This is a genomic window from Paenibacillus soyae, from assembly GCF_024623455.1.
GTDB lineage: Bacteria > Bacillota > Bacilli > Paenibacillales > Paenibacillaceae > Pristimantibacillus > Pristimantibacillus soyae.
In genome coordinates, this window is record NZ_JANIPJ010000002.1 from 335,318 (window position 1) to 357,906 (window position 22,589).

At 56.5% G+C, this 22,589-nt stretch carries 26 protein-coding genes, 1 pseudogene and 1 riboswitch; of the genes and pseudogenes, 2 read left to right on the top strand and 25 right to left on the bottom strand.

The features are described 5' to 3' along the window. Nucleotides 1–18: 18 nt before the first annotated feature. The 23 genes from ribH to NQZ67_RS04240 form a co-directional block, all read right to left on the bottom strand. Nucleotides 19–489, bottom strand: a complete 471-nt coding sequence (ribH, locus tag NQZ67_RS04130) for a 6,7-dimethyl-8-ribityllumazine synthase (RefSeq protein WP_257443021.1) — start codon at nucleotides 487–489, stop codon at nucleotides 19–21. 25 nt (nucleotides 490–514) lie between these two features. Continuing rightward, nucleotides 515–1,774 carry a bifunctional 3,4-dihydroxy-2-butanone-4-phosphate synthase/GTP cyclohydrolase II gene (locus tag NQZ67_RS04135; RefSeq protein WP_257443022.1) on the bottom strand — a complete coding sequence of 420 codons (1,260 nt, stop codon included), beginning with the start codon at nucleotides 1,772–1,774 and terminating at the stop codon, nucleotides 515–517. Nucleotides 1,775–1,813: 39 nt separating this feature from the next. Continuing rightward, entirely contained in the window at nucleotides 1,814–2,479 is a 666-nt protein-coding gene (gene ribE / locus NQZ67_RS04140; RefSeq protein ID WP_257443024.1) for a riboflavin synthase, read from the bottom strand. A gap of 4 nt (nucleotides 2,480–2,483) precedes the next feature. Next, complete coding sequence (gene ribD / locus NQZ67_RS04145; protein ID WP_371825267.1) at nucleotides 2,484–3,611, bottom strand: bifunctional diaminohydroxyphosphoribosylaminopyrimidine deaminase/5-amino-6-(5-phosphoribosylamino)uracil reductase RibD; 1,128 nt, start codon at nucleotides 3,609–3,611, stop codon at nucleotides 2,484–2,486. Between the two features lie 299 nt (nucleotides 3,612–3,910). Next, nucleotides 3,911–4,117, bottom strand: a riboswitch (FMN riboswitch). A 32-nt stretch (nucleotides 4,118–4,149) separates the two neighbouring features. After that, entirely contained in the window at nucleotides 4,150–4,581 is a 432-nt protein-coding gene (locus NQZ67_RS04150) for a peptidylprolyl isomerase (protein WP_257443027.1), read from the bottom strand. Nucleotides 4,582–4,635: 54 nt separating this feature from the next. After that, nucleotides 4,636–5,967: a diaminopimelate decarboxylase gene (lysA, locus tag NQZ67_RS04155; RefSeq protein ID WP_257443028.1), complete on the bottom strand. Its 1,332-nt coding sequence runs from the start codon at nucleotides 5,965–5,967 to the stop codon at nucleotides 4,636–4,638. A 138-nt stretch (nucleotides 5,968–6,105) separates the two neighbouring features. Then, nucleotides 6,106–7,740, bottom strand: coding sequence for a spore germination protein (locus tag NQZ67_RS04160; RefSeq protein ID WP_257443029.1), 1,635 nt, complete (start codon nucleotides 7,738–7,740; stop codon nucleotides 6,106–6,108). 32 nt (nucleotides 7,741–7,772) lie between these two features. Further along, complete coding sequence (locus NQZ67_RS04165) at nucleotides 7,773–8,195, bottom strand: stage V sporulation protein AB (protein ID WP_257443032.1); 423 nt, start codon at nucleotides 8,193–8,195, stop codon at nucleotides 7,773–7,775. After that, nucleotides 8,192–8,848 carry a stage V sporulation protein AA gene (locus tag NQZ67_RS04170; RefSeq protein ID WP_257443033.1) on the bottom strand — a complete coding sequence of 219 codons (657 nt, stop codon included), beginning with the start codon at nucleotides 8,846–8,848 and terminating at the stop codon, nucleotides 8,192–8,194. Before NQZ67_RS04170 ends, NQZ67_RS04165 begins: the two co-directional genes overlap by 4 nt. 134 nt (nucleotides 8,849–8,982) lie before the next feature. Beyond that, nucleotides 8,983–9,738: an RNA polymerase sporulation sigma factor SigF gene (gene sigF, locus NQZ67_RS04175; protein WP_257443034.1), complete on the bottom strand. Its 756-nt coding sequence runs from the start codon at nucleotides 9,736–9,738 to the stop codon at nucleotides 8,983–8,985. 19 nt (nucleotides 9,739–9,757) lie between these two features. Beyond that, nucleotides 9,758–10,204: an anti-sigma F factor gene (spoIIAB, locus tag NQZ67_RS04180; protein WP_257443036.1), complete on the bottom strand. Its 447-nt coding sequence runs from the start codon at nucleotides 10,202–10,204 to the stop codon at nucleotides 9,758–9,760. Continuing rightward, a complete protein-coding gene (spoIIAA, locus tag NQZ67_RS04185; RefSeq protein WP_257443038.1) occupies nucleotides 10,201–10,554 on the bottom strand; it encodes an anti-sigma F factor antagonist in 354 nt (117 codons plus the stop codon). Before spoIIAA ends, spoIIAB begins: the two co-directional genes overlap by 4 nt. Nucleotides 10,555–10,712: 158 nt before the next feature. After that, nucleotides 10,713–11,897, bottom strand: a complete 1,185-nt coding sequence (locus NQZ67_RS04190) for a D-alanyl-D-alanine carboxypeptidase family protein (RefSeq protein ID WP_371825261.1) — start codon at nucleotides 11,895–11,897, stop codon at nucleotides 10,713–10,715. A 204-nt stretch (nucleotides 11,898–12,101) separates the two neighbouring features. Continuing rightward, entirely contained in the window at nucleotides 12,102–13,433 is a 1,332-nt protein-coding gene (locus NQZ67_RS04195; RefSeq protein WP_257443041.1) for a pyrimidine-nucleoside phosphorylase, read from the bottom strand. Nucleotides 13,434–13,461: 28 nt separating this feature from the next. Next, complete coding sequence (locus tag NQZ67_RS04200) at nucleotides 13,462–13,632, bottom strand: aspartyl-phosphate phosphatase Spo0E family protein (RefSeq protein WP_257443042.1); 171 nt, start codon at nucleotides 13,630–13,632, stop codon at nucleotides 13,462–13,464. A gap of 110 nt (nucleotides 13,633–13,742) precedes the next feature. Further along, complete coding sequence (locus NQZ67_RS04205) at nucleotides 13,743–14,567, bottom strand: purine-nucleoside phosphorylase (protein ID WP_257443044.1); 825 nt, start codon at nucleotides 14,565–14,567, stop codon at nucleotides 13,743–13,745. A 55-nt stretch (nucleotides 14,568–14,622) separates the two neighbouring features. After that, entirely contained in the window at nucleotides 14,623–15,810 is a 1,188-nt protein-coding gene (deoB, locus tag NQZ67_RS04210; protein WP_257443046.1) for a phosphopentomutase, read from the bottom strand. A gap of 33 nt (nucleotides 15,811–15,843) precedes the next feature. Beyond that, the gene (gene xerD / locus NQZ67_RS04215; RefSeq protein ID WP_257443047.1) at nucleotides 15,844–16,734 is read right to left on the bottom strand and encodes a site-specific tyrosine recombinase XerD; all 891 of its coding nucleotides are present in this window, start codon (nucleotides 16,732–16,734) and stop codon (nucleotides 15,844–15,846) included. A 118-nt stretch (nucleotides 16,735–16,852) separates the two neighbouring features. Continuing rightward, on the bottom strand, nucleotides 16,853–17,086 hold the full coding sequence (locus tag NQZ67_RS04220; RefSeq protein WP_257443048.1) for a DUF4227 family protein: 234 nt from the start codon (nucleotides 17,084–17,086) through the stop codon (nucleotides 16,853–16,855). 85 nt (nucleotides 17,087–17,171) lie between these two features. Beyond that, entirely contained in the window at nucleotides 17,172–18,290 is a 1,119-nt protein-coding gene (gene ald, locus NQZ67_RS04225) for an alanine dehydrogenase (RefSeq protein WP_257443049.1), read from the bottom strand. Between the two features lie 149 nt (nucleotides 18,291–18,439). Next, nucleotides 18,440–18,901: a ferric iron uptake transcriptional regulator gene (gene fur / locus NQZ67_RS04230; protein WP_257443050.1), complete on the bottom strand. Its 462-nt coding sequence runs from the start codon at nucleotides 18,899–18,901 to the stop codon at nucleotides 18,440–18,442. A 93-nt stretch (nucleotides 18,902–18,994) separates the two neighbouring features. Beyond that, nucleotides 18,995–19,612 carry a stage II sporulation protein M gene (spoIIM, locus tag NQZ67_RS04235; protein ID WP_257443051.1) on the bottom strand — a complete coding sequence of 206 codons (618 nt, stop codon included), beginning with the start codon at nucleotides 19,610–19,612 and terminating at the stop codon, nucleotides 18,995–18,997. 100 nt (nucleotides 19,613–19,712) lie between these two features. Then, nucleotides 19,713–20,252, bottom strand: a complete 540-nt coding sequence (locus NQZ67_RS04240) for an NUDIX hydrolase (protein ID WP_257443381.1) — start codon at nucleotides 20,250–20,252, stop codon at nucleotides 19,713–19,715. A 125-nt stretch (nucleotides 20,253–20,377) separates the two neighbouring features. Here NQZ67_RS04240 and mciZ point away from each other — a divergent pair. Continuing rightward, nucleotides 20,378–20,464, top strand: a pseudogene (gene mciZ / locus NQZ67_RS04245) (Z-ring formation inhibitor MciZ); the annotation flags it as partial. A gap of 97 nt (nucleotides 20,465–20,561) precedes the next feature. Here the strand turns inward: mciZ and NQZ67_RS04250 are convergent. Then, the gene (locus NQZ67_RS04250; RefSeq protein WP_257443052.1) at nucleotides 20,562–21,695 is read right to left on the bottom strand and encodes a M20/M25/M40 family metallo-hydrolase; all 1,134 of its coding nucleotides are present in this window, start codon (nucleotides 21,693–21,695) and stop codon (nucleotides 20,562–20,564) included. 87 nt (nucleotides 21,696–21,782) lie between these two features. On the opposite strand from NQZ67_RS04250, the gene prli42 reads away from it, so the two are divergent. Continuing rightward, complete coding sequence (gene prli42 / locus NQZ67_RS04255) at nucleotides 21,783–21,884, top strand: stressosome-associated protein Prli42 (protein ID WP_257443053.1); 102 nt, start codon at nucleotides 21,783–21,785, stop codon at nucleotides 21,882–21,884. Here the strand turns inward: prli42 and lipB are convergent. Further along, entirely contained in the window at nucleotides 21,874–22,584 is a 711-nt protein-coding gene (gene lipB, locus NQZ67_RS04260; protein ID WP_257443054.1) for a lipoyl(octanoyl) transferase LipB, read from the bottom strand. The two genes, prli42 and lipB, sit on opposite strands and share 11 nt — an antisense overlap. Nucleotides 22,585–22,589: the final 5 nt, after the last annotated feature.

The following is a 22,589-nucleotide window of genomic DNA, read 5'->3' on the forward strand; positions in this document are numbered from 1 at the left end:
CGAGTTCGCAGCTTGCGGTTATCCCTGAAGCTGCTTCGTCAAATTCGCCATCTCGATTGCCGTAACCGCCGCTTCGTATCCTTTGTTGCCCGCTTTCGTTCCGGCCCGTTCGATCGCTTGTTCGATCGAATCGACGGTCAGAACGCCGAACACCGTAGGAACGCCCGTTTTGAGCGCGACCGCGGCAACTCCCTTGGCCGCTTCGTTGCAGACGTAATCGAAGTGCGGCGTGGAGCCTCTAATGACCGCGCCAAGCGTAATAACGGCGTCGTATTTCCCGCTCTCCGCCATCTTCTGGGCGATCAGCGGAATTTCGAATGCGCCCGGCACCCATGCGACCTCTACGTCCGATTCGTCCGCGCCGTGCCGCTTGAACGCGTCAAGCGCTCCGCTCAGCAGCTTCGAGCCGATAAACTCGTTAAACCGTCCTGCGACTACACCGTATTTTAAGCCTTTCGAGACTAAATGTCCTTCATAATATTTTGTCATCTCTCACACTCTCCTTCGATTCTATTTATGATTGCTGCCGCGGCGCTTCGCCTTGCTCCAAGCGATCCAGCTTCAGCATATGTCCAAGCTTGTCATGCTTTGTCCGAAGATAGCCGCGATTGCTTTCGTTCGCTTCCATCTGAATCGGCACGCGCTCGACGATTTCCATTCCGTAGCCTTCAAGTCCTTTGACTTTGCGCGGATTGTTCGTCAGAAGCTTTATTTTCGTAATGCCAAGATCCTTCAAAATTTGAGCGCCTATGCCATAATCCCGCAAATCCGGAGCAAATCCTAGCTTAATATTCGCCTCGACCGTGTCGAATCCCTGCTCCTGCAGCTCGTAGGCCTTCAATTTATTAATAAGACCGATCCCCCGCCCTTCTTGCCTCATGTAGAGCAGTACGCCGCTCCCCGCTTCGTCGATCTGCTTCAGGGCGGCGGCAAGCTGAGGACCGCAATCGCAGCGATGCGAATGGAACACGTCTCCCGTCAAGCATTCCGAATGCACGCGCACGAGAGTCGCCTTATCCGGCGTGATTTCGCCTTTGACAAGAGCGACATGCTCCTTCCGGTCCACTTGATTCGTATACGCGACCGCTCGGAACACGCCGTAATCCGTCGGCATTTTGACGTCGACGGCACGCTCGACAAGCTTCTCCTTCTGGTTGCGGTAGCGGATCAGCTCTTGGATCGTAATAAGCTTCAGGCCGTGCTTCTTTTTGAATTCGACCAAATCGGGCAGTCTCGCCATCGTTCCGTCTTCTTTGATGATTTCGCAGATGACGCCTGCCGGCTTCGAGCCGCTAAGGATAGCAAGATCGATCGCCGCCTCCGTATGGCCCGCGCGGCGCAGCACGCCGCCCGCCTTGGCGATCAGCGGGAAGATATGGCCTGGTCTTCGGAAATCCGACGCTTTGGCGTTCGGATCGATTAACGCTCTGGCGGTCAAGGCGCGTTCGGCTGCCGAGATGCCCGTCGTCGTCGAGACATGGTCGACCGAGACGGTAAAAGCCGTCCCATGGTAGTCCGTGTTATGAGCGACCATTGGGGGAAGCTCAAGCTCTTCCGCCCGTTCCGCCGTAATCGGGGCGCATACGAGCCCTCTAGCCTCTGTAATCATGAAATTAATGACTTCGGGCGTCGCGGTTTCGGCGAGCGCGACCAGATCTCCCTCGTTCTCCCGGTCTTCGTCGTCGACGACGATAACCGAACGGCCGAGCTTAAGCTCCGCTATCGCGTCTTCGACCGTATCGAATGGAGACACGGCGTCTTCGTTTTGGCTCATATTCTTCATCTCCTTTGAATAGATAGCCGACTTTCGTCGTCAGATAAATCCGTGCTCGGCCAAAAACCCGGCGGTCAGCTTGGACGGGCTCCCTGCGCCGGCCCCTCCGGCTTGCCTGAAGTGCAGAAGATGATCCACGTATTTGCCGATAATGTCCGTCTCGATATTGACCGTAGAGCCGGCCTGCCGATGCTGCAAAGCCGTCTCGGCCAGCGTGTGCGGAATAATCGAGACGGAGAAGCCATCGTCGCTTGTGTCGATCACCGTTAGACTGATGCCGTCGATGGTGACGGAGCCCTTCGGAATAATGTGCCGCAGCTGGCTGGGGTCCTCCAAGCGGATGCGGAATACAACGGCATTCGCGTCCGATGCCCGCGAGACGATCTGCCCGGTTCCGTCCACATGCCCTTGCACGATATGGCCCCCGAATCTTGCGCCGGCCTGCATCGCGCGCTCCAGGTTGACGGGATCCCCCACCTTAAGGCGATGCAGGCTCGAACGCCGATACGTCTCCGGCATGACGTCGCATGCGAAGGACTGGCGGTCGAAAGACGTGACGGTCAGGCATACCCCATTGACCGAGATGCTGTCGCCCAGCTTTACGCCCTCCAGCACGACGTCGCCTCGAATCGTCAGGACCATCGCCTCCCCTTGCTTCGCCACGGACTGAAGCTGACCGACTTCTTCTACAAGTCCGGTAAACATGATCCTACTCCCCTTTCGCTTCGCCATGGCCGGAACGGTTGCGCGGATATCCAATGACGCATATGTCCTCGCCGGCCATCTCCACCTGCACCCGGTCAAGCATGATGGCTTCCGACATCAGTTTCCGTCCCTCGAAGGAGAAGTTAGAAGGAGCCAGATCGCCCCCAATCAGCTTCGGAGCGTAATAGAGAACCATTTTGTCGATAAGTCCAGCTTCCAGCATGGCTCCGTTCAGCTTGCCTCCTCCTTCTAGAAGGACGGAACCGATTTCTCTTCTGCCGAGCTCCTTCAACGCCGCCGTCAGATCGACCGCAGGCCCGTCGCCGGCGGCGACAACCGCGACGCCCGCAGCCTCGAGCGCTTGGCGCTTGCCGGCATCCGCGCCGTCCGTCGTCAAGACGATGGTCGGAGCCGTCTTGTCTGTTACGACCCGGGCATCAAGCGGTATCCGCAGCTTCGAGTCCACGATAACCCTGGCCGGATGCAGAGCGGGAACCTCCGCTCTCGTCGTCAGCATCGGGTCGTCTGCCGTTAAGGTGCCGATCCCGACCATGATGGCATTATGCTGATGCCTGAGCGTGTGCGTCTGTTCCCGGGCAACGGCGCCCGTTACCCATCTGCTGTGATTGTCGACCGTCGCGATCTTCCCGTCCAGCGTGCTGGCGGTCTTCAGCGTAACGAACGGCATACCGGTCGTAATGTACTTGTTGAACTTCTCGTTCATCGCATGCGACCGGTCCGCGAGCAGACCTTCTCTCACTTCAATGCCGTTATCCCGCAGCCGCGCAAGCCCCCTGCCCGAAACGACAGGATTCGGATCCGTCGCCGCGACGACGACCCGGGCCACTTTCGCATCGATTAGCCTCTCGCAGCAAGGCGGCGTCTTGCCATGATGGCTGCAAGGCTCCAAGGTCACGTATGCCGTCGCGCCTTCGGCTTCGGCTCCCGCCATTCTTAGCGCATGGACCTCCGCATGGCCTTCGCCGCGCTTCAGATGCGTCCCGATGCCGACGATCCGCCCTTCCTTGACGATGACGCAGCCTACGACCGGATTAATGCCTGTCTGCCCGGCCGCTTTGGCCGCCATATCAAGCGCGAGCGACATATAATATTCATCATTCAATACGTCCAAAAGCACGCAAAAAACCCCCATCCCGGCTTGCTTGCCGACAGGGGGGGTGAGTGAAATCGAGAACAACGGCATGGAAGAAGAAACTCTTCGCGCGCGAACAGAGTCGGAATGCAGGCAATCTTACAACCGTGAGAGTTACGGCTTGGAATCGCCTCATCCGTTAACATTCGCACACAAAGAGACCGCGAAAAGACGGTCTAATTTCCATTGTCGCATTTATCTTGAGCTTGCAGCGCCCTATCCATTGTGAAATAATGCACAAACGAACAAGCCGCAAGAGACTGCGCCATGAACCGAAGCTTCTCCTTCTCCCATCCAGACTATACTGTCGGTCCCGGATTTGCACCAGGTCCACCGTTCCATCGCGAACGCAAGTCTGAACGACAGCGTCGACGCGTTGGCCCGGGTCACGGACTGACGGAAGCGCAGGTATTATGCGGATGTCCGCATAATTCTGCGCCCCGATCACCGCCGGTTGGGAATCTCACCCTGCCCCGAAGGAAAGCTGACTTACATTTGTATAGTGACTATCTTATCATTAAACTTCGGAAACTTCAACCGTCTCCATCTTGTCGCCGTTCTTCAGAGCGTCGACGAATTCCATGCCCTTCGTCACCTTGCCGAAAACGGTATGTCCGCCGTCAAGATGCGGCTGCGGCTGATAGCAGATGTAGAACTGGCTGCCGCCTGTATTACGGCCTGCATGAGCCATCGCGAGCGTACCCCGCTCGTGTTTGTTCGGGTTGATCTCGCAGTTGATTTGGTAGCCGGGACCACCCGTGCCGTTGCCAGTCGGGCAGCCGCCCTGCGCAACGAAGCCGGGAATAACTCGGTGGAAGGTCAATCCGTTATAGAAACCGTCGTTCGCGAGCTTCTCGAAGTTCGCCACGGTATTAGGCGCGTCTTGGTCGAAAAGCTCCAATTGTACCTCGCCGCCGCTAGCCAATTTGATTTTTGCTTGTTTTGCCATAGTGTCGCATCTACCTTTCATTATTCGAATAAGACTACGTTACCAATTCTCCCCTTATTTCGCAAGAGGGGATTTCTGCAGTCTTGCCGGAATAACGTCGTTGCATACGATATTGTCGAGCGATTCGCGCTTCACCGCGAGATCCGCTTGGCCGTCTTTGACGAATACGACCGCCGGGCGGCGAATCCGGTTGTAATTGCTCGCCATCGCGTAGTTGTAAGCGCCTGTGCAGAATACAGCAAGCAGATCGCCGCTTTGAGCCTTCGGCAGCTCCAGGTCCCAGATCAGCATATCGCCGCTCTCGCAGCATTTGCCCGCGATGGATACCGTCTCTTCGGCCGCATCGTTCGCGCGGTTAGCCAGGATCGCTTCGTAACGGGATTGGTACAGCGCCGGACGCGGATTGTCCGTCATGCCGCCGTCGACCGCGATATATTTGCGAACGCCAGGGATATGCTTGCTTGTCCCAACCGTGTACAGCGTCGTGCCCGCGTCGCCGACCATGCTGCGGCCCGGCTCGACCCAAATCTCAGGCAGTGGGTACTCGGCTTTCGAGAAGTTCGTCTTGATCGCGTCCGTAATCGCTCCAACGTACTCGCCGATCGGAAGCGGCGTGTCGCCGTCCACGTAACGGATGCCGAAGCCTCCGCCCAGGTTGATGACCTTGAACGTCAGACCCAGCTCTTCGCGGATGGACACGGCGAAGCCCGCGACTTTGTCAACCGCCATGCGGAAGCCTTCCACCTCGAAGATTTGGGAGCCGATATGGGAATGAACGCCCAGAACGTTCAGATTCGTGAGCTTCATCGCTTCCGCGATCGCTTGCTTCGCCGCGCCGTTGCCCAGGTCGAAGCCGAACTTGGAATCCTGCTGGCCCGTCGAAATATAATCATGCGTATGCGCCTCGACGCCCGGCGTAATGCGAAGCAGAATGTTTACCTTCTTGCCCTTGTCGCCCGCAAGCGCGTTAAGCAGGGCAAGCTCGTTAAAGTTATCGACGACAAAGCAGCCGATGCCCGCGTCGAGAGCCATATTGATCTCGTCCGGCGTCTTGTTGTTGCCGTGGAAGTGGATGCGCTCTACCGGAAATCCGGCTTGAAGCGCCGTGTACAGCTCGCCGTCGGATACGACGTCCAGAGACAGGCCTTCCTGCTCCGCGATCGCGCACATCGCCATTATGCTGAACGCTTTGCTTGCGTAGGCGACTTGGAATTTAAGTCCCGACGCCTTGAACGCTTCCACATATTCGCTTGCGCGCTGACGAACCAGCGCTTCGTCTACGATATACAGCGGCGTGCCGAATTCCTTCGCGAGATCGGCTACGTCGCAGCCTCCGATTTCCAGGTGGCCTTTTTCGTTTATTTTGCTCGTTCCATGCAGATACATTGGTTCCCCTCGCCCTTCTCCCGCTCCGTCAATTAGAGCAGGCCTGAAATATGATAGCTTCTTATAGCATCAGTATAACGCAAGAGGGGTGCCGCCGAAATGGATAAATTCGCATTTCATTTGTATTTTTTACGACTCTTATTTCGTTGTCGGCATCTTGTCCCTCTGCTGCGGCTTCAGAATATTAGGTCTTGTCCGGTTATGCAGCAGCGGATTCCGCACGATTAGACCTAGCAGCGCTTTCGCGTCGAACGGGATAAACGGCCACAGATATGGACGGTTCAAGGAACGTTCGCAAGCCAAGTATACGACGATAATCGTCGAAGCGATCATGAAGCCCGGCACGTTGAACGCGGCGACCGCTATGAGCAAGACGAGCCGGACGATCCGGTTGGCCAGCCCCAGCTCGTAGCTTGGCGTCGCGAACATCCCGATCGCGGCGATCGCCATATACAGAATAACCTCGTTAATGAACAGGCCCGTCTGCACGGCGATGTCGCCGATTAAGATCGCGGCGACGAGAGAGATGGCCGTCGCGAGCGAGGTCGGCGTGTGGATGGACGCCATTCGGAGCATGTCGATACCGATCTCGACGAGAATAAATTGGACGACAAGAGGAATTTTCCCCGTCTTCTCGGGACCGAGGAATTCCAGCGCAGGCGGCTTGAACTCCGGATGCATGACGAAGAGCAGCCACAGAGGCAGCATAAACAAGGAGGCGAATATGCCCAAGAAGCGGATCCAGCGCAAATACGTGCCAATGACCGGCGCCTGCCTGTTCTCTTCCGCATGCTGCATTAGATCGGTATACGTCGTCGGCAGCGTCATTACGCTAGGCGACGTATCCACGAAGATGGCGATGGATCCCTCGAGCAGATGGGAGGATACCGTGTCCGGCCGCTCCGAATAACGGACAAGCGGGAACGGGCTCCAGCCGCGTTTGATCGTGGCTTCCTCGAGCTGCTTGTCCGCAAGCGGCAGGCCGTCGACTTTAATCATCGCAATCTTGTCTTTAATCGATTTCAGCAGCTCTTTGTCCACGATATCGTCGATATACGCGATGCAGACGTCCGTCTTCGTCCGTTCGCCGACCTGCACGAGCTCATAGCGGAGCTTGGGATCTCTCAGCCGCCTGCGCACGAGCGAAATATTAATCATCAGCGTCTCGACGAAGCCGTCCCGCGACCCCCGGACAACCTTCTCGAGCGAAGGCTCCTCGAGTCCTCTGCCAGGAAAGCTCTTGGCGTCGATCTTCAGCGCCTTGCCTTCTCCGTCGATGAACATCGCGGTCGCCCCCGCCAGAACGGCGTCCATCAGCTTCATCCAGTCTCTCTCTTCGCTCACTTGGGCCGCAGGAACGTACAAGTCCAGGAAGGAATGGAGAGCGTCGCCGTCCACGTTATCCGGCTGCAGGTAAGTGAGCCGTTTCAATATTTCGGTAAGCAAGTCATCCTTCACGAGGCCGTTCATGCAGAACAGCGCCGTTCGCCTCTCGCCGAACGTCATCTCCCTGACGACAATGTCGAAGCTGGTTTTGTAGCCGACGGTCTCGAGCTTCCCCAGCACATCGTCCAGGCGCACGGGAATCTCGTGCTTCTCCCCTTCCGCCTGAACGACCGCGGCAACCGTTCCGTGTCCTCCAAAGCCCGGATCATGCTCACTGGAGGACTGTTCAGCGCGCGATTCTTCCTGAAGCTGTTCCTCGAGCAGGAAGGACGGCGGGATGTCTTCCCCTTTTCCATTCACTCCGTTTTCTCTCTGCCAATCACTCATCGTCTCTCATACCTCCACGCTAGTATTGAACCTCACCATTGAAAGAACAACCAATCAAACAAAGAACCGACCGTCTTGCCGATCACCATCGCCATCACCAGTCCGACCATGTAGCGGGAGAGCTGCATCCGCTTCGCCAGTATCGGGAGAACGTTCATCACTTCCGTCAAGGCGGCAGCCAGCATGCCGACGAACAAGCCGTCGAACAGGCCAGCAACCGACGTGAACCAAGCGGCGGGCAGCGATAATCGCCAATCCATGAAGTCCGCGAACGTCCAATACAGGGATCCGCCTATAATGGCCGTCTCAAACCAGATGGAGAGCTTGTACGCATACGCCAGCTGGGCAAGCCGCGGAATCATATCGAACACGATAAGAAGCGCGACGAGGCCGCTTCCGACCGCAAGTCCGCCGGCTACGCCGAGCACGGCCACGAACAGGTTCGCTAAGATCATGATTTGCTTTCGCCGTCGCCGTGTATCTGGTCGTAATCCGCTTGCTTGCGCATCTCGTCGGCTATGACGTAATCGTTAATATTCTCCTGGTACATGAACAGCTCCACCTCCAACGGATTGGGCTCCTCGTTGAACCGTTTCCTGAACAGATGATTGAAGAACAGCACCATGCCGAGCCCTACGCCGAACGAATACGGAATTTGAAACCATAGCGGATGATCGGTTCTCTCTCCCGTGATCAGCTCGACGATTCGAATATGCACTTCCTTCATGCTGACGTCGGTATGGAAATTCATGATCGCGAGTCCCGCCCCGAAAAAGAGAAGCAGCCAGGCGAACGCGAGCACGACGTACCTGGGCTTCATAGGCTTGTCCGCAATCATGAGCAAAACCTGCGGGTCGCCGTAAGCCTCTACGTTGACGGATGGGTAGCTCCTTCGGATCGTCTTCACGATCTGAAGCAAATCGATGACGACGCGGTTGCCATCGGACTCCTGGTGGCGGTACAGCGGCAATTCCGTCAGCTCCCGCTCCAGCTCGTCGTCATCCGTCATCAATCTTGACACTTGCCCCAGCGTCACCGTATGGCTTGACCGGATATAGATTCTTTTTTTGAGCCGCAGATAGAGAACCGAATGGTTGGCTGCGCCCATATGCAATCATTCCTTCTGCCTGATCTTGGCCTTAAACTTTCCTTCTTATTATGGGACAAGGAGGATAAGGATACTCAGCCAAATTCAAACAGGGCGCTTTCGTCCCCGCCAAAACACAAAAAAGAACCAAACCGCTACTGAGCGATTTGGTCCCTGATCGATTGCAATATTTTTTTCTCCAAACGCGACACCTGCACCTGCGAAATACCCAGCCTGCTGGCGACCTCGGACTGCGTCTTGTCCCTGTAATACCGGAGATATACGATAAGTCTTTCCCGCTCGCTGAGGCCCTCTATCGCTTCGACGAGCGCCAGCTTGTCGAACCACCGCTCTTGCGAGTCGTCGGCAATCTGGTCCATCAGCGTGATCGGATCCCCGTCGTTCTCGAATACGGTCTCGTGAATCGACGTAGGCGGCTTGTTCGCCTCCTGCGCGAAGACGACATCCTCGGGCGTAATCCCGAGCCGGTCCGCCACCTCCGTGATCGTCGGCAGCCGGCCAAGCGTCTTCGACAGCTCATCCTTCATCTTGCGGACCTTATTCGCGGTTTCCTTGAGCGAACGGCTCACCTTCAGCGTTCCGTCGTCCCGGAGGAACCGCTGGATCTCTCCGATAATCATCGGCACCGCGTATGTCGAAAACTTGACGTCATAGGATAAATCGAATTTATCCACCGATTTCAACAAGCCGATGCATCCGATCTGGAACAGATCCTCCGGTTCGTATCCGCGATTGATAAACCGCTGCACGACGGACCATACAAGTCGGATATTGCAGTTGACTAACGTATCCCGCGCCACGCTGTCCCCGGACTGGCTTAGGGCAATTAGACGCTTCACTTCCGCGTCGTCCAAATACGGCTGGGCTGTTTGCTTCAAATCGACATCCATGAGGCTCAACCCCTATGCCCTAATTATAGAGCGCTTTTTTTGACTCGATTCTCTTCTGCATATCCACTCGGGTACCGCCGCCTACCGTGCTGGTAACCTCAAAGCGGTCCATGAAGTTTTCCATAATCGTGAAGCCCATGCCGGAGCGCTCCAGCTCGGGCTTGGACGTATAAAGCGGCTGTCTCGCTAATTCCACGTCCTCGATTCCGTTGCCTTCGTCCTGAATCGAGATTCGGACCGTGTCCCGGTCGATCGACGCTTCGATCGTCACTTGCTTCATGTCGTCGCTGTCATAGCCGTGAATGATCGCGTTCGTGACCGCTTCGGAAACCGCGGTCTTAAGGTCGTTCAGCTCCTCCAGCGTAGGATCGAGCTGGGACACGAACGCCGCGACCGCGATCCGGGCGAATGCCTCGTTCTCCGACCGCGCGCTAAACGTAAGTTTCATCTCGTTGTGGCCTGTCATGATACCACCTCCAAACTCGTTATCGCGCTTCGTTCACTGTCATGCACCGCTATGATCTTGAACAACCCGGACAGCTCGAACAATCGGCGAACGCCGGGATTGACGTCGCAGACAACCATTTTCCCGCTTTTGGCTTTCACTTGTTTATAGCGCCCAAGAATGACGCCTAGACCCGAGCTGTCCATAAACTCCAGCTGCTTCAGGCTCAGGACGACGTGGTTCACGCTCTCCCTCAGAAGCGCCTCCTCCATCTTGTAACGGACAACGCCCGCCGTATGATGGTCCAGCTCGCCGTGCAGGCGAACGATCAGCATGTTGCGGTAATGCTCCAACTCGATTTGCAGACTCATGTTCGCTGTTCATCTCCTTCAGGGTAATGGTTACACTCGCCGGGATAGAACAAGCAATTCTCCAATCCTTGGATCGATTCCTGCATGCCGACAAAACTAGAAGCATACCGCTACAAGCTGACAAAAGCCGAGGGGACCGCGCGAAAAATCAATATCGGCTAGTGAAACAGACCGCTCGCGGAACGCTTCAGCAGCTTCCACCAGCTGGCCTTGTCGATTGACTGCGGCGCCGCCACGTCAAATTCCTTCACCATTTGATCGCCTTGGTAGACGATCAGCTTGCCGATCGGCTGGCCTTGCTCGATTGGGGCCTTCAGCTTCTCTTCGAGCTTCAGCTCATAACGGATATCTTTGGTCGAGCTGCCCTTCTTCAACAAAATGCTGTAAGACTGATCGGCGACCAGCTCGATTTGGGACTCCATTCCCTTCTCGATTCGCGCCATGCCGATGGATTCCCCTTCGCCGACGATCGGATAATTCATGTATTGAGCGAACGCGTAATCGAACATTTGCGACACTTCGCTGTTCCGCTGCTTCGTCGTCGGCTCGCCCATCACGACCGCGACGATGCGAAGATTGTCCCGTTTCGCCGTTGCGGACAGACAGTATTTGGCTTCGCTCGTGAAACCGGTTTTCAAGCCGTCCGCGCCGCTGTAGAAGCGGACCAGCTTGTTCGTATTGACCAGCCAGAACGGTTTATCCGACGTTTTTCTCAAATAATCCTGATACAGTCCCGTATATTGGGTGACTTCCTTATGCTTCAGAAGCTCTCTCGACATAACGGCAATATCATGCGCGGAAGAGAAATGGCCTTCGACCGGGAGACCGTTCGGATTGACGAAATGCGTATCGTTCATGCCAAGCTCCTTGGCCTTCTCGTTCATCATCGCGACGAATTGCTGCTCCGTCCCTCCCAGCTTCTCCGCCATCGCGACGGAAGCGTCGTTGCCCGAAGCAAGCGCGATGCCCTTAATCATGTCCTCGACCGTCATTTCCTCGCCCGGCTCCAGGAAAATTTGCGAGCCTCCCATAGATGCCGCGTTTTCGCTTGTCTGGACGTTGTCGGTCAGCTTGATCTTGCCTTCGTCGAGCGCCTCCATGATGAGCAGAAGCGTCATAATTTTCGTAATGCTCGCCGGCGGGAGCTTGTCGTGACTGTTCTTCTCGAAGATGACGGTGCCGCTTTCGGCATCCATCAAGATCGCGGAACGAGCCGACGGCGCCAAATCAACGACTGCCGCGCCGTTCTGCGGGGCTGGACTCTCTTCCGCGAACGCGCCCATAGGAAGCGCAAGCGAACAGGTTAAAGCGAAAGCAACGAATGATGTTACGGAAATCTTCAACGTATGGTCCCTCCTGAGGAATGTGTTAGGCGAAACGGTTCTATTTTCTATTCCAGTGTTGACCAGCGGGAAGTAATTTATTCCACCCTTTGCCAGCTGATTCGTTGAAATAAAGGAAAGGCCGCGCTGCCGAACCCGAACGCTCGTTTCAGACCAAACAAAAAAACGGCGCCATAAAGGCGCCGTTCCCGTACCGCAAACGATTCAAATGTAACGCGTAATACCGTCAGCCGTCACGACTGACAGCAAAAGCGGCCGCTCCGCAGGCTGCTCCGCGCGAATGTCATACGCGCCGCGAACTCTGTCGGCCACCTGCCGGACCGCGGCGTTATCCTCCCGAACATGCAGAACGGCAATGGTGTCGCCGTTACGCACCGCTTCTCCCACCTTCTTCTTCAGCGTCAGGCCGACGGCATAATCGATCGCGGCGTCCTTCGTGGCTCTGCCCGCGCCGAGCAGCATGGCCGCCAGACCTAGCTGCTCGGCTTCGATCGCGCTGACGAATCCATCCTGATCCGCTTTCACGTCGATCGTCAAAGGAGCCTGCGGCAGCTTCTCCGGCGCAACCGCAATGCTGCCGTCGCCGCCTTGCGCCTCAATGAACGCCTGGAACTTCCGAAGCGCTTCGCCGTTCTCAAGCTGCCGCTTAAGCAGCTCCTTCGCCTCGTCGAACGAGTTCGCCTTGCCGCCGAGCACGACCATATGCGCGCCTAACGTCAGACAGAGCTCCGTCAGATCCTTTGGCCCTTGGCCTTTCAGCGTATCGACCGCCTCCGCCACCTCGAGCGCGTTCCCGATCGCGAAGCCGAGCGGCTGGTCCATGTCGCTGATAACCGCGGCGGTTTGCCTTCCGACCTCGGTGCCGATCGCGACCATCGCCTGCGCCAGCTTCTCCGCATCCTCCACCGTTTTCATGAAAGCGCCGCTGCCTGTTTTGACGTCGAGCACGATCGCATCGGCGCCGGCCGCGATTTTTTTGCTCATGACCGAGCTTGCGATTAGCGGTATCGATTCAACGGTCGCCGTCACGTCGCGGAGCGCGTAGAGCTTCTTGTCCGCCGGCGCCAGGTCGCCGCTCTGTCCGATGACCGAAAGTCCGATGTCGTTCACCTGCTTCAAGAACGCTTCCCTTGTCAGCTCCGTATGGAAGCCGGCGATCGATTCCAGCTTGTCGATCGTGCCGCCGGTATGGCCGAGCCCGCGCCCCGACATCTTGGCGACAGGAACGCCTGCGGACGCTACGAGCGGCCCGATGATCAAGGTCGTTTTGTCGCCGACGCCTCCCGTGCTGTGCTTGTCCACCTTCGTGCCGCGTATCGGGGACAAGTCGACCTGATCGCCCGAACCGGCCATCGCAAGCGTCAACGTCGCCGTTTCCGATGCCGACATGCCCCTGAACAAGACGGCCATCGCCCAAGCGGACATCTGATAATCCGGTATATCTCCGCTGCTGTATCCTTTGATAAGAAAGCTGATTTCTTCCGCCGTCAGCTCTTCGCCGTCTCTTTTTTTCTGTATGAGATCTACCGCTCGCATGAATGTCTCCCTTCGGAGGCTGCGCAAGTTATGTCGTCCGAGCAAGCATACGGCGTTCGGATTGCACCCGCACGATTATTTCATCAAGCGACTGGCTTAGCTCTAATACGTCGCGATGCAACAAATTTTGCTCGGATATCGCCGTCTCCACCATTTCGTTGCGCAGCTGCTCCAGCTGCATTAATAATTGCTTGTCCATGATTTCTTCCACTCCATCGTTCTTTGATCATGGACATTATACGACGATTGCCGTAACAAACACTGTCAGATTGAGTCGAGTCAATTATTACAATTCTGTTACAATTACCGTTACATTCTGGCGATTAATGACGTCACAAGTCCCAGAAACTGGGACTTGACACGCTCCGTCGTTTCCATGACCTCTTCGTGTGAAAGCGGCTGATCCAGAATGCCGGACGCCATGTTGCTAATACAGGAAATTCCGACTACCTCGATTCCCGAATGCCTGGCCGCAATGACCTCCGCGACGGTAGACATTCCGACAGCATCCGCGCCAAGCGTGCGGAGCATGCGGATTTCCGCCGGCGTCTCGTACGAAGGTCCGAGAAGACCCGCGTATACCCCCTCCTGAACGTCTATGCCCTGCTGCCCGGCAACATCGAGCGTAATGGCGCGCAGTCGTTTGCTGTAGGCTTCCGACATATCCGGGAATCTGACGCCCAGCTCGTTATCGTTAGGACCGATCAACGGGTTTTTGCCCGTCAAGTTCAAATGGTCCGAAATGAGCATTAAGTTCCCTGACGCAAAGCTTAGATTAATGCCTCCTGCCGCGTTTGTCACGAGCAGGGAATGAACGCCGAGCGCCTTCATAACGCGGACCGGGAACGCCGTCAGCTCGGGGCCGTACCCCTCGTACATATGGAAGCGGCCTCGCATCAGCACGACCGGCCTTCCGGACAAGGTGCCGATCAGCAGCTCGCCCGCATGACCTTCCACCGTCGAAACCGGGAAATGCGGGATGTCATGATAATCGATGACGACGGCGTTCTCGATATGATCTCCAAGGACGCCAAGCCCCGAACCCATAATAAGACCGATTTCCGGCCGAATCGTAATTTTACCTTGTATGTATTCCGCGGCTTCCTTAATATGAGCCGCCGTTAATGTATGCATGCTGCTTCCCCCTAAGTTTGATTATGAAGCTTGTCCTTCATTTCCGAATTTCGTTTTACCGATCCGTATGGAGCAGTCCCAGGAAGCTTTCTCCGTTCGGAGGCGCTTCCGCTCCGAAATTGTCGGCGATCGTCGCGCCCAGATCGGAGAATGTGCCGCGAACCGGCAGCGCTTCACACGCTTTGAAGGCAGGACTGTAAAGCAGGATAGGCACGTATTCGCGGGTATGATCCGTCCCCGGATGGGTCGGGTCGTTCCCGTGATCGGCCGTTACGACAAACAGATCCTTCTCTCCGATCGTCTTCTCCAGCTCCGGTATGGCGCGGTCGAACTCTTCAAGCGCGCGCGCATAGCCTTCCGGATCTCTCCGGTGGCCATACAACGAATCGAAATCGACCAAATTCGTGAACAACAGCCCTTTGAACGGCTGCTTCAGGCGTTCGATCGTACGCTCGATGCCGTCCGCATTGCTTTTGGTCGGCGCCGCTTCGCCAATGCCCTCTCCGTCGAAAATATCGTTGATTTTGCCGATCGCGATCGTGTCGAACCCTGCATTCCGAAGCGCGTTCAATACGGTTGGCTGCGGCGGCTTGACCGCGTAATCGTGCCGGTTCGGCGTGCGCTTGAACGATCCAGGCTCCCCGATATAAGGCCTCGCAATGACGCGCCCGACCGCATATTTCTCGTCCATCGTTAATTCCCGCGCGATTTCGCAGCCTCGATACAGCTCCTCGAGCGGAATAATCTCTTCATGAGCGGCGATCTGGAAGACGCTGTCCGCGGACGTATAGACGATCCACGCGCCTGTCTTCATCTGCTCTTCGCCAAGCTCGTCCAATATTTCGGTGCCGCTGGCCGATTTGTTGCCGATCACTTTGCGCCCCGTTTTCTCTTCGAACGCCTGGATCAATTCGGGCGGGAAGCCGTCAGGGAACGTCTGGAACGGCACGGTGAGCTTGAGGCCCATGAGCTCCCAATGGCCGGTCATCGTATCTTTGCCGACCGACACCTCCGCCATCTTCGTGTAATAGGCGCCGGCAGCATCCGTTCCAGGCTCCCAGTCCGCGATTTTAGCGATCCGGTCAAGCCCCCATCTTCTCATATGGGGAAGGTCGAGTCCTGTTACTTTCTCGGCGATATGTCCCAGCGTGTGGGAGCCGACATCACCGTACGAAGCGGCGTCCGGCAGCTCCCCGATCCCGACGCTGTCGAGAACGATGACTGCGATACGTTCAAATTTCATGCGTGAATCCCTCTCTCTATCTCGCTATAATTTCTATGCTCTCGGGTGGGCGCTGACGTAAGCGTCCTTCAGCCTGCTCTTGGCAGCTTGCGTATACCTCAGCGTGGTCGCGATATCCGAATGACCGAGCAGCTCCTGCACGGCGCGCACGTCGGCGCCGTTGTCCAGCATATGGGAGGCAACGGAATGTCTAAGCGTATGAGGCGTGATCACTTCCATCACGCCGGCTTCCTTCGCGTATTTTTTAATCATTTTCCAGAAGCCCTGCCTCGTCATTCGCGTGCCAAGATGGTTGAGGAACAAGGCCGACGCCGGCTCGCGGCCCGTGAGAAGGCCCGGTCTTCCTTCCTCCAAATATTCGGCTAGAGCGGCCTTGGCGTGGCTGCCGAACGGGACGACCCTCTCCTTCAATCCTGTGCTGACGCATTCGATATATCCCATGTTCAGATGCAAGTGCTCGACGTTAAGCGATACAAGCTCCGAAACCCGGATGCCCGTGGCGTACAGCAGCTCCAGCATAGCCTTGTCCCGTTTGCCGGCGGCGCTCGCCGTCCTCGGGCAATCCAGAAGCGCATTCGTGTCGGCGACGGTCAGCACGGTTGGCGCCCTCCGTTCCTGCTTCGGCGCCTCCATGTGGATCGTCGGGTCGGAAACGATAAGGCCGCGAACGGATAAATGGTGGAAAAACGCGCGAACGGACACGATATGCCGGGATATGGTCGCAGCCTTTCGTCCCTGTTCCTTCAGAGTTAGGATGTATTTCGCCAGATGGGTGCGCTTGACCTCCGCCCAGTCCGATATTCCTTGCTCCTCTATGTAGCTGTTAAATTGATTCAGGTCTCGTTCGTAGGACGAGAGCGAATTGGGAGACAGCCGTCTCTCCAGCTCCAAATAAGAAATGTATTGATCCAATTGAGCTTTCAAACGCAACTTCCTTTCGGGGATACGGCCGCATATTCGTGTAATCTTGAACAAGATTCAACATGCGGCGAGCAATATCCTTCTTGCTCGCCGATTATATCGAACCGCGCACCCGGATCGCTTATTCGCCGTACCAGTAAAACCATCGAAGTCGTTCCGCTCCGATCGCGCTGTCCGGCATGGACGGTTCGCCGGCGATGACTTTCATCGCTTCTCCCTTGGGCTCCGAGTATGGCTGTACGGGAGATACAACCGCAATAAGCCAGCGGTAGCCTCCGGCAGCGACAAAGAGCAGGATCGCGAACACGGCCAAAAACAACAATCGGCTGGCCCAGCCGCGGATGGAAAACACCATTGAACAGCCTCCTCGCTTTGGTCAAGGGTATGGTATGTCCCTATCACCATATGAGAAGGCTGTCCGTATTATGATCAGCAGGCAGTCAGTTGCCGAGCGCCTCTAGAATCGGCGTATAGGGCAGCCCCGTCGCCGCCGCTACCGGTTCGTTCGTCAGCTTGCCGGCGTGCGTGTTAACCCCCTTCTGAAGAGGAACGCTTCTCCGGACGGCGGCAAGCCCGTCTCTCGCCAGCTCGACCGCATAGGGTATCGTTACGTTCGTTAGCGCGAAGGTTGATGTCCGCGGCACGGCGCCCGGTATATTCGCGACGGCATAATGAACGACGCCGTGCTTCATATAGATCGGATCCTTATGCGTCGTAGGACGATCGACCGTGGCGATGGACCCGCCTTGATCGACGGCGACATCGACGATGACGGCCCCTTTCTTCATTCGTTCCACCATGGCCTCCGTGACGAGATGAGGGGCCTTCGCGCCCGGAATAAGAACGGCGCCGATGACAAGATCCGCCTTGCTGACCGCCTCCGCGATATGAAGCGGACTCGACATTAGCGTTCGGATACGGCCGCCGAACACCTCGTCCAGATATCGCATCCGATCCGCGCTCTTCTCGATGATGACGACGTTCGCTCCGAGTCCAAGCGCCATTCGAGCCGAATTGGTGCCCACGATCCCCCCGCCGATGACGACCACCTCCGCGGGCGGAACGCCAGGCACGCCTCCAAGCAGCACGCCGCGGCCTCCGTTAAACGCTTCGAGAAACTGCGCGCCGACTTGTACCGCCATCCTTCCCGCCACCTCGCTCATCGGAGTAAGAAGCGGCAAGCTCCCGTTATCGAGCTGGATCGTTTCGTAAGCGATGGCCGTCACTTCTTTCTCGACGAGCGCCCTCGTAAGCTCGGGAGCTGCGGCCAGATGCAAATACGTGAACAAAAGTAAGCCTTTGCGGAAATAACCGAACTCCTCCGCCAGCGGCTCCTTCACCTTCATGATCATGTCCGCTTCGCCCCACGCGGACGCCGCGTCCGGCACGATCGTCGCGCCTTCCCGCTCGTAATCGCCGTCTTCGAAGCCGCTGCCCTCGCCCGCGCCTGATTCCACAAGTACTCGATGCCCGGCCGCCGTCAGCATCGTCACTCCGGCGGGCGTCAGCGCAACCCGATATTCGCTCTGCTTGATCTCTTTCGGCACACCAATAATCATCTGCTACGCCTCCTAGGTGGATTGTCGCTTATGCGTACCATCTCCAGCACAGGCATAAATTATGTGTATGTCAGGCGTATTCGATAGGTGACCCTGACGCGCAGAACGTCATAACGGCCCTGCACTCCACCGCGTGGAGAACAGAGCCGTTATGAAGGATTCGCCTGATCGTTCTTCTCTCTGCATCTTCTGCAGACGCCTTGAAAGTCCAGCCTGTGATCGACAACAAAAAAGCCGTATTCCGCCTCCAGCCGTTCTTCGAGCGGGAGCAGCCAATCTTCCTTGATCTCGTCCATTGTGCCGCACTGCACGCAAATCAGATGATGGTGATGATGCTTATTGCTGTCGGTTCTCAGGTCGTATCTCGCAACGCCGTCCCCGAAGTTCAGCTTCTCGACCACATGCATCTCGCTGAGCAGCTCGAGCGTCCGGTAAACGGTCGCGAGTCCAATCTCGGGCGCTATGTCCTTCACGAGCATGAACACGTCTTCCGCGCTGAGATGGTCGTCTTCGTTCTCGAGCAACACTCGCACGGTTGCTTCACGCTGCGGGGTCAGCTTGTAGCCTTGCGACTGCAGCTGCTGCTTGATCTTCTCAATTCGGGCTTCCATGTTCTCCCCCTTGCCGCATGTCCGCGCCTTAAGCCTAGAATCGTTTCCTTTCATTATAGGCGCTTATCGCAAGGAAAGTCAAACCCCAAGATGTCAAATCGTGCCATCGGGAGGCGAAAGATAGGGAACCGCCCAGCTGATAACCGAAGGAGAAAGATAAGCCTCAACAAACGCGGCCCCGGCGAACAAGAGCAGCATGATAACGGTCGTGGAGGTAAGCGAGCCGAGCTGCGGCAGAAGCTCGCCGTTCTGCTGGAGCAGCCGATTCTTCACGAGGAAGATGCCGAACGATATGGCGGCGGCGCTCGCGATGATAAGCGCGGGAATCGCGATAATATTCTGCGGGGCCAACGTCAGGATGGAGAAGACAATCCCCTTCCAACCATACTGCTGGACGAGCACGCCGAGCGCAAAGCCGATCAATGTGCCTTTGAGAAAGTTAAGCGCTAGGATGCCCGGGATGCCGACGACCGTCACTCCCAATATCCAGACCAGGATCAGCCACTTCAAATGAAAAAAAAACCGTTCCCAAAACACTTCCTCTTCGCTTGCGTCGACTCCGATATTCATATAGTGAACGTAGCCGCCTACCTCATCGGCCAAATCCTGCTGCTGCTCGAGCGTAAGCGCTTGTAGTAGAAGCACGCCGAATACGGCGCCCACAACGAACAGCACGGCTACAAAAAGATAGAGATTAAAATGAACCCTCACGTCGCAAAGCCCCCCTACCCGTTCAATGGTGTCGGACAACCTGCCTAAGGTTGTCTCTTCCATTCTATGCGGGCAGGAGGGCTCGTATGACGATAGATTGCTAGATTGTGCCGGTGAGCGCGTACAGCTTCCAAGCGTAGACGGCCAATATCGTTTTGGCGTCGCTGATGCGGCCCTCGGCGATATACGCTTCGGCTTGCTCCAGCGTAATGGCCTCGACCTGGATATCCTCGTCTTCGTCAAGCTGCTGCCGTCCGGGCTCCAGCTCGCTGGCGAAATAAAGATAAAGCTTCTCGTCCGCGAAGCCCGGGGATGTGAAGAAAGCGCTTAGGAGCTTTAAGTCCTTAGCTCGGTAACCCGTCTCTTCCTCAAGCTCGCGAGCTGCCGCGACCATCGGATCTTCATCTCCGTCCAGCTTGCCGGCCGGAATTTCAATCTGGAACTTCTCGAGCGGCTTGCGGAATTGATCCACCACGAGCAGCTTGCCGTCCAGCAGCGCCATGACGGCCGCCGCTCCGGGATGGCGGACGATCTCCCGCGTCGCGGTGCGTCCGTCCGCAAGCGATACCGTATCCACCTGCAGCGAGATGATTTTGCCTTGAAAGATCGGCTCGCTTTGAATCGTCTCTTCCCGCCACATGGCAGGCTTGGCCGGTTGGTTCACCACAATGGCCTCCTCTAATCGTTTAAATTAAAGCCGCATGGCATAACTTGTCCTCTCCCATCATAGCTATTTCATATAAATAGCCGACAGGAGCTGATCGCATGAAGCAATATGTAGCGCCGAATCAATTGAGAATCGTTGGTAAGGCATGGGAGATCCGGCATCAATTGCGGAAGCTCGCGGCCGAGTCGGGGCATCTGCCCTTGGCCCGATTTACCGGCGAGCATCCGCCCCTTACGGTCAAGCTCGGCGGCGCGCCTCGTTCAAGGTCCGAATTCGGTCCCGTCAGCCTCGTTCGGCAGCCTGCCGAATAATTTCGACGACGAGCTCAGTCGTCTTGACGAGATCGTCCGCTTTAATCTGCTCCTTGGTCGTGTGGATGTGTTCATAGCCCACGGCTAGGTTGACGGTGGGCACGCCTAAACCGTTAAATACGTTCGCGTCGCTGCCCCCGCCGGAATGGAACGTTTTCGGAGTCGCGCCGATTTTCGTAATCGCTTTTTTCGCGAGCTCTACGACCGGGTCGCCGTCATCATATTTGTATGCGGGATAAATAACGACGCTTTCGAACTCCGAACGGGCTCCGAATTCGTCCGCCGCGCTTTCGACCGCGCTCTTCATCGCCTCCAGCTGCTTATCCAGCTTCTCTTGCACCAGACTACGCGCTTCGGCATCCAATTTCACGTATTCGCATACGATGTTCGTCGCTCCGCCGCCTTCGAACTTCCCGATGTTCGCCGTCGTTTCGAAATCGATCCGGCCAAGCGGCATGCGGGAGATCGCTTTCGACGCAACCTGAATAGCGCTGATTCCGTCTTCCGGATTAACGCCCGCATGCGCGGATTTACCGAACAGCTTAATGGTCACTTTGGCTTGGGTCGGCGCCGCGACCGCGATATCGCCAATCGATCCGTTCGAGTCCAGCGCATACCCGAACTCCGCCTCCAGCTTCGAGGCGTCCATCGATCTGGAGCCGAGCAAGCCGGATTCCTCGCCGACCGTGATGACGAATTGGATCCGGCCGTGCGGAATGCCTTGCTCCTTCAGCACGCGTATCGCTTCGAACATAGCCGCAAGCCCCGCTTTGTCATCCGCTCCCAAGATCGTCGTGCCGTCGCTGCGAATATAGCCGTCCGCTTCGAGCCTCGGTTTAATGCCTTTGCCCGGCGTTACCGTGTCCATGTGGCTCGTGAAGAGCAGTGTCGGAACGCCTTCCGCCTCTCCCGAAGCTTCCAGCATGGCAAACAAGTTATTCGCTCCGTGCCCCGTTTTGGCAGCCGCGTCGTCCTCGCTGATCGCCAGGCCCAGCGCCCCAAACTTCTCCTTCAGCACTTTGCTGATCTCGCCCTCGTGCTTCGTCTCGCTGTCTATTTGAACTAGCTCCATAAATTCTTGAATAAGTCGTTCTTTTTGTACCACTTAGGTTTCCTCCGTCCGTCTCTTTCGTTTACAATAAGAAATAGCAATGTTGATCACTAATCGTGATTTGGAAAGGAGAATCGCTTTATGCGCCAGCAAAAGGTAATTCGCATCGTCGCGATCGTCATCGCTTCCGCGCTGCTGATCACAACGGTGTTTGCCGGCATCGGCTCGCTCTTCATGGGTTAAAGGGTGCAACCCGCTTGCAGCCGAACTGCTTCACGAAGTAAGGGAGGAGTTCTTCGGCCGCCGCTTCTACCGATAAATCGCGTCCCGTCAAGTCGCCGAAGGAGGTCACGCCGTATTGCTGAATGCCGCAAGGCACGATGCCGGCGAAGCCTTCCGACGCGATGCCGGATTTAATATTCAGCGCGAAGCCGTGACTCGTAATGAACCCTCTGCGATGGCGGGCTTTGTTGAATTTGACCCCGATCGCCGCGATCTTCTCGTCCCCGACCCATACCCCTGTATATTCCGGCTTTCTCCCCGCTTCTATACCATATTGCGCGAGCCAGTCGATAATAACCTGTTCCAGGCTTCGCAAGTAGGCATGCAGGTCGAGGCCGACCGCATCCAGATAAAGAAGGGGATAGCCGACAAGCTGTCCCGGACCGTGATAAGTAATATCTCCGCCCCTGTCAATTTCGAACAACGCGATTCCGTTCTCTTTCAATGCTTCCTCGTCCATAAGCAAATGCTCCGGATGGCGGTCGGACCCCATCGTATAGGTAGGCGGATGCTGAAGAAGGAGAAGCGTCTCCGGACGCTCCTCCTTATCGATTTCCTTCACGAAGGTTTTCTGCATATCCCATGCTTCCGCGTAGGGAAGCATGCCTACATACCGTGCGGCCAGCAGCCTGTTATCTGTGTCAGTTGCGGCATCCTTCATGACTC

Excerpts from the sequence above, each read along its gene's own strand:
- ribH (WP_257443021.1), bottom strand. The coding sequence starts at position 489 with ATGACAAAATATTATGAAGGACATTTAGTCTCGAAAGGCTTAAAATAC.
- NQZ67_RS04135 (WP_257443022.1), bottom strand. The coding sequence starts at position 1,774 with ATGAGCCAAAACGAAGACGCCGTGTCTCCATTCGATACGGTCGAAGAC.
- ribE (WP_257443024.1), bottom strand. The coding sequence starts at position 2,479 with ATGTTTACCGGACTTGTAGAAGAAGTCGGTCAGCTTCAGTCCGTGGCG.
- NQZ67_RS04150 (WP_257443027.1), bottom strand. The coding sequence starts at position 4,581 with ATGGCAAAACAAGCAAAAATCAAATTGGCTAGCGGCGGCGAGGTACAA.
- lysA (WP_257443028.1), bottom strand. The coding sequence starts at position 5,967 with ATGTATCTGCATGGAACGAGCAAAATAAACGAAAAAGGCCACCTGGAA.
- NQZ67_RS04160 (WP_257443029.1), bottom strand. The coding sequence starts at position 7,740 with ATGAGTGATTGGCAGAGAGAAAACGGAGTGAATGGAAAAGGGGAAGAC.
- NQZ67_RS04165 (WP_257443032.1), bottom strand. The coding sequence starts at position 8,195 with ATGATCTTAGCGAACCTGTTCGTGGCCGTGCTCGGCGTAGCCGGCGGA.
- NQZ67_RS04170 (WP_257443033.1), bottom strand. The coding sequence starts at position 8,848 with ATGGGCGCAGCCAACCATTCGGTTCTCTATCTGCGGCTCAAAAAAAGA.
- sigF (WP_257443034.1), bottom strand. The coding sequence starts at position 9,738 with ATGGATGTCGATTTGAAGCAAACAGCCCAGCCGTATTTGGACGACGCG.
- spoIIAB (WP_257443036.1), bottom strand. The coding sequence starts at position 10,204 with ATGACAGGCCACAACGAGATGAAACTTACGTTTAGCGCGCGGTCGGAG.
- spoIIAA (WP_257443038.1), bottom strand. The coding sequence starts at position 10,554 with ATGAGTCTGCAAATCGAGTTGGAGCATTACCGCAACATGCTGATCGTT.
- NQZ67_RS04195 (WP_257443041.1), bottom strand. The coding sequence starts at position 13,433 with ATGCGAGCGGTAGATCTCATACAGAAAAAAAGAGACGGCGAAGAGCTG.
- NQZ67_RS04200 (WP_257443042.1), bottom strand. The coding sequence starts at position 13,632 with ATGGACAAGCAATTATTAATGCAGCTGGAGCAGCTGCGCAACGAAATG.
- NQZ67_RS04205 (WP_257443044.1), bottom strand. The coding sequence starts at position 14,567 with ATGCATACATTAACGGCGGCTCATATTAAGGAAGCCGCGGAATACATA.
- deoB (WP_257443046.1), bottom strand. The coding sequence starts at position 15,810 with ATGAAATTTGAACGTATCGCAGTCATCGTTCTCGACAGCGTCGGGATC.
- NQZ67_RS04220 (WP_257443048.1), bottom strand. The coding sequence starts at position 17,086 with ATGGTGTTTTCCATCCGCGGCTGGGCCAGCCGATTGTTGTTTTTGGCC.
- ald (WP_257443049.1), bottom strand. The coding sequence starts at position 18,290 with ATGATTATTGGTGTGCCGAAAGAGATCAAGCAGAGCGAATATCGGGTT.
- fur (WP_257443050.1), bottom strand. The coding sequence starts at position 18,901 with ATGGAAGCCCGAATTGAGAAGATCAAGCAGCAGCTGCAGTCGCAAGGC.
- NQZ67_RS04240 (WP_257443381.1), bottom strand. The coding sequence starts at position 20,252 with ATGTGGCGGGAAGAGACGATTCAAAGCGAGCCGATCTTTCAAGGCAAA.
- prli42 (WP_257443053.1), top strand. The coding sequence starts at position 21,783 with ATGCGCCAGCAAAAGGTAATTCGCATCGTCGCGATCGTCATCGCTTCC.
- lipB (WP_257443054.1), bottom strand. The coding sequence starts at position 22,584 with ATGAAGGATGCCGCAACTGACACAGATAACAGGCTGCTGGCCGCACGG.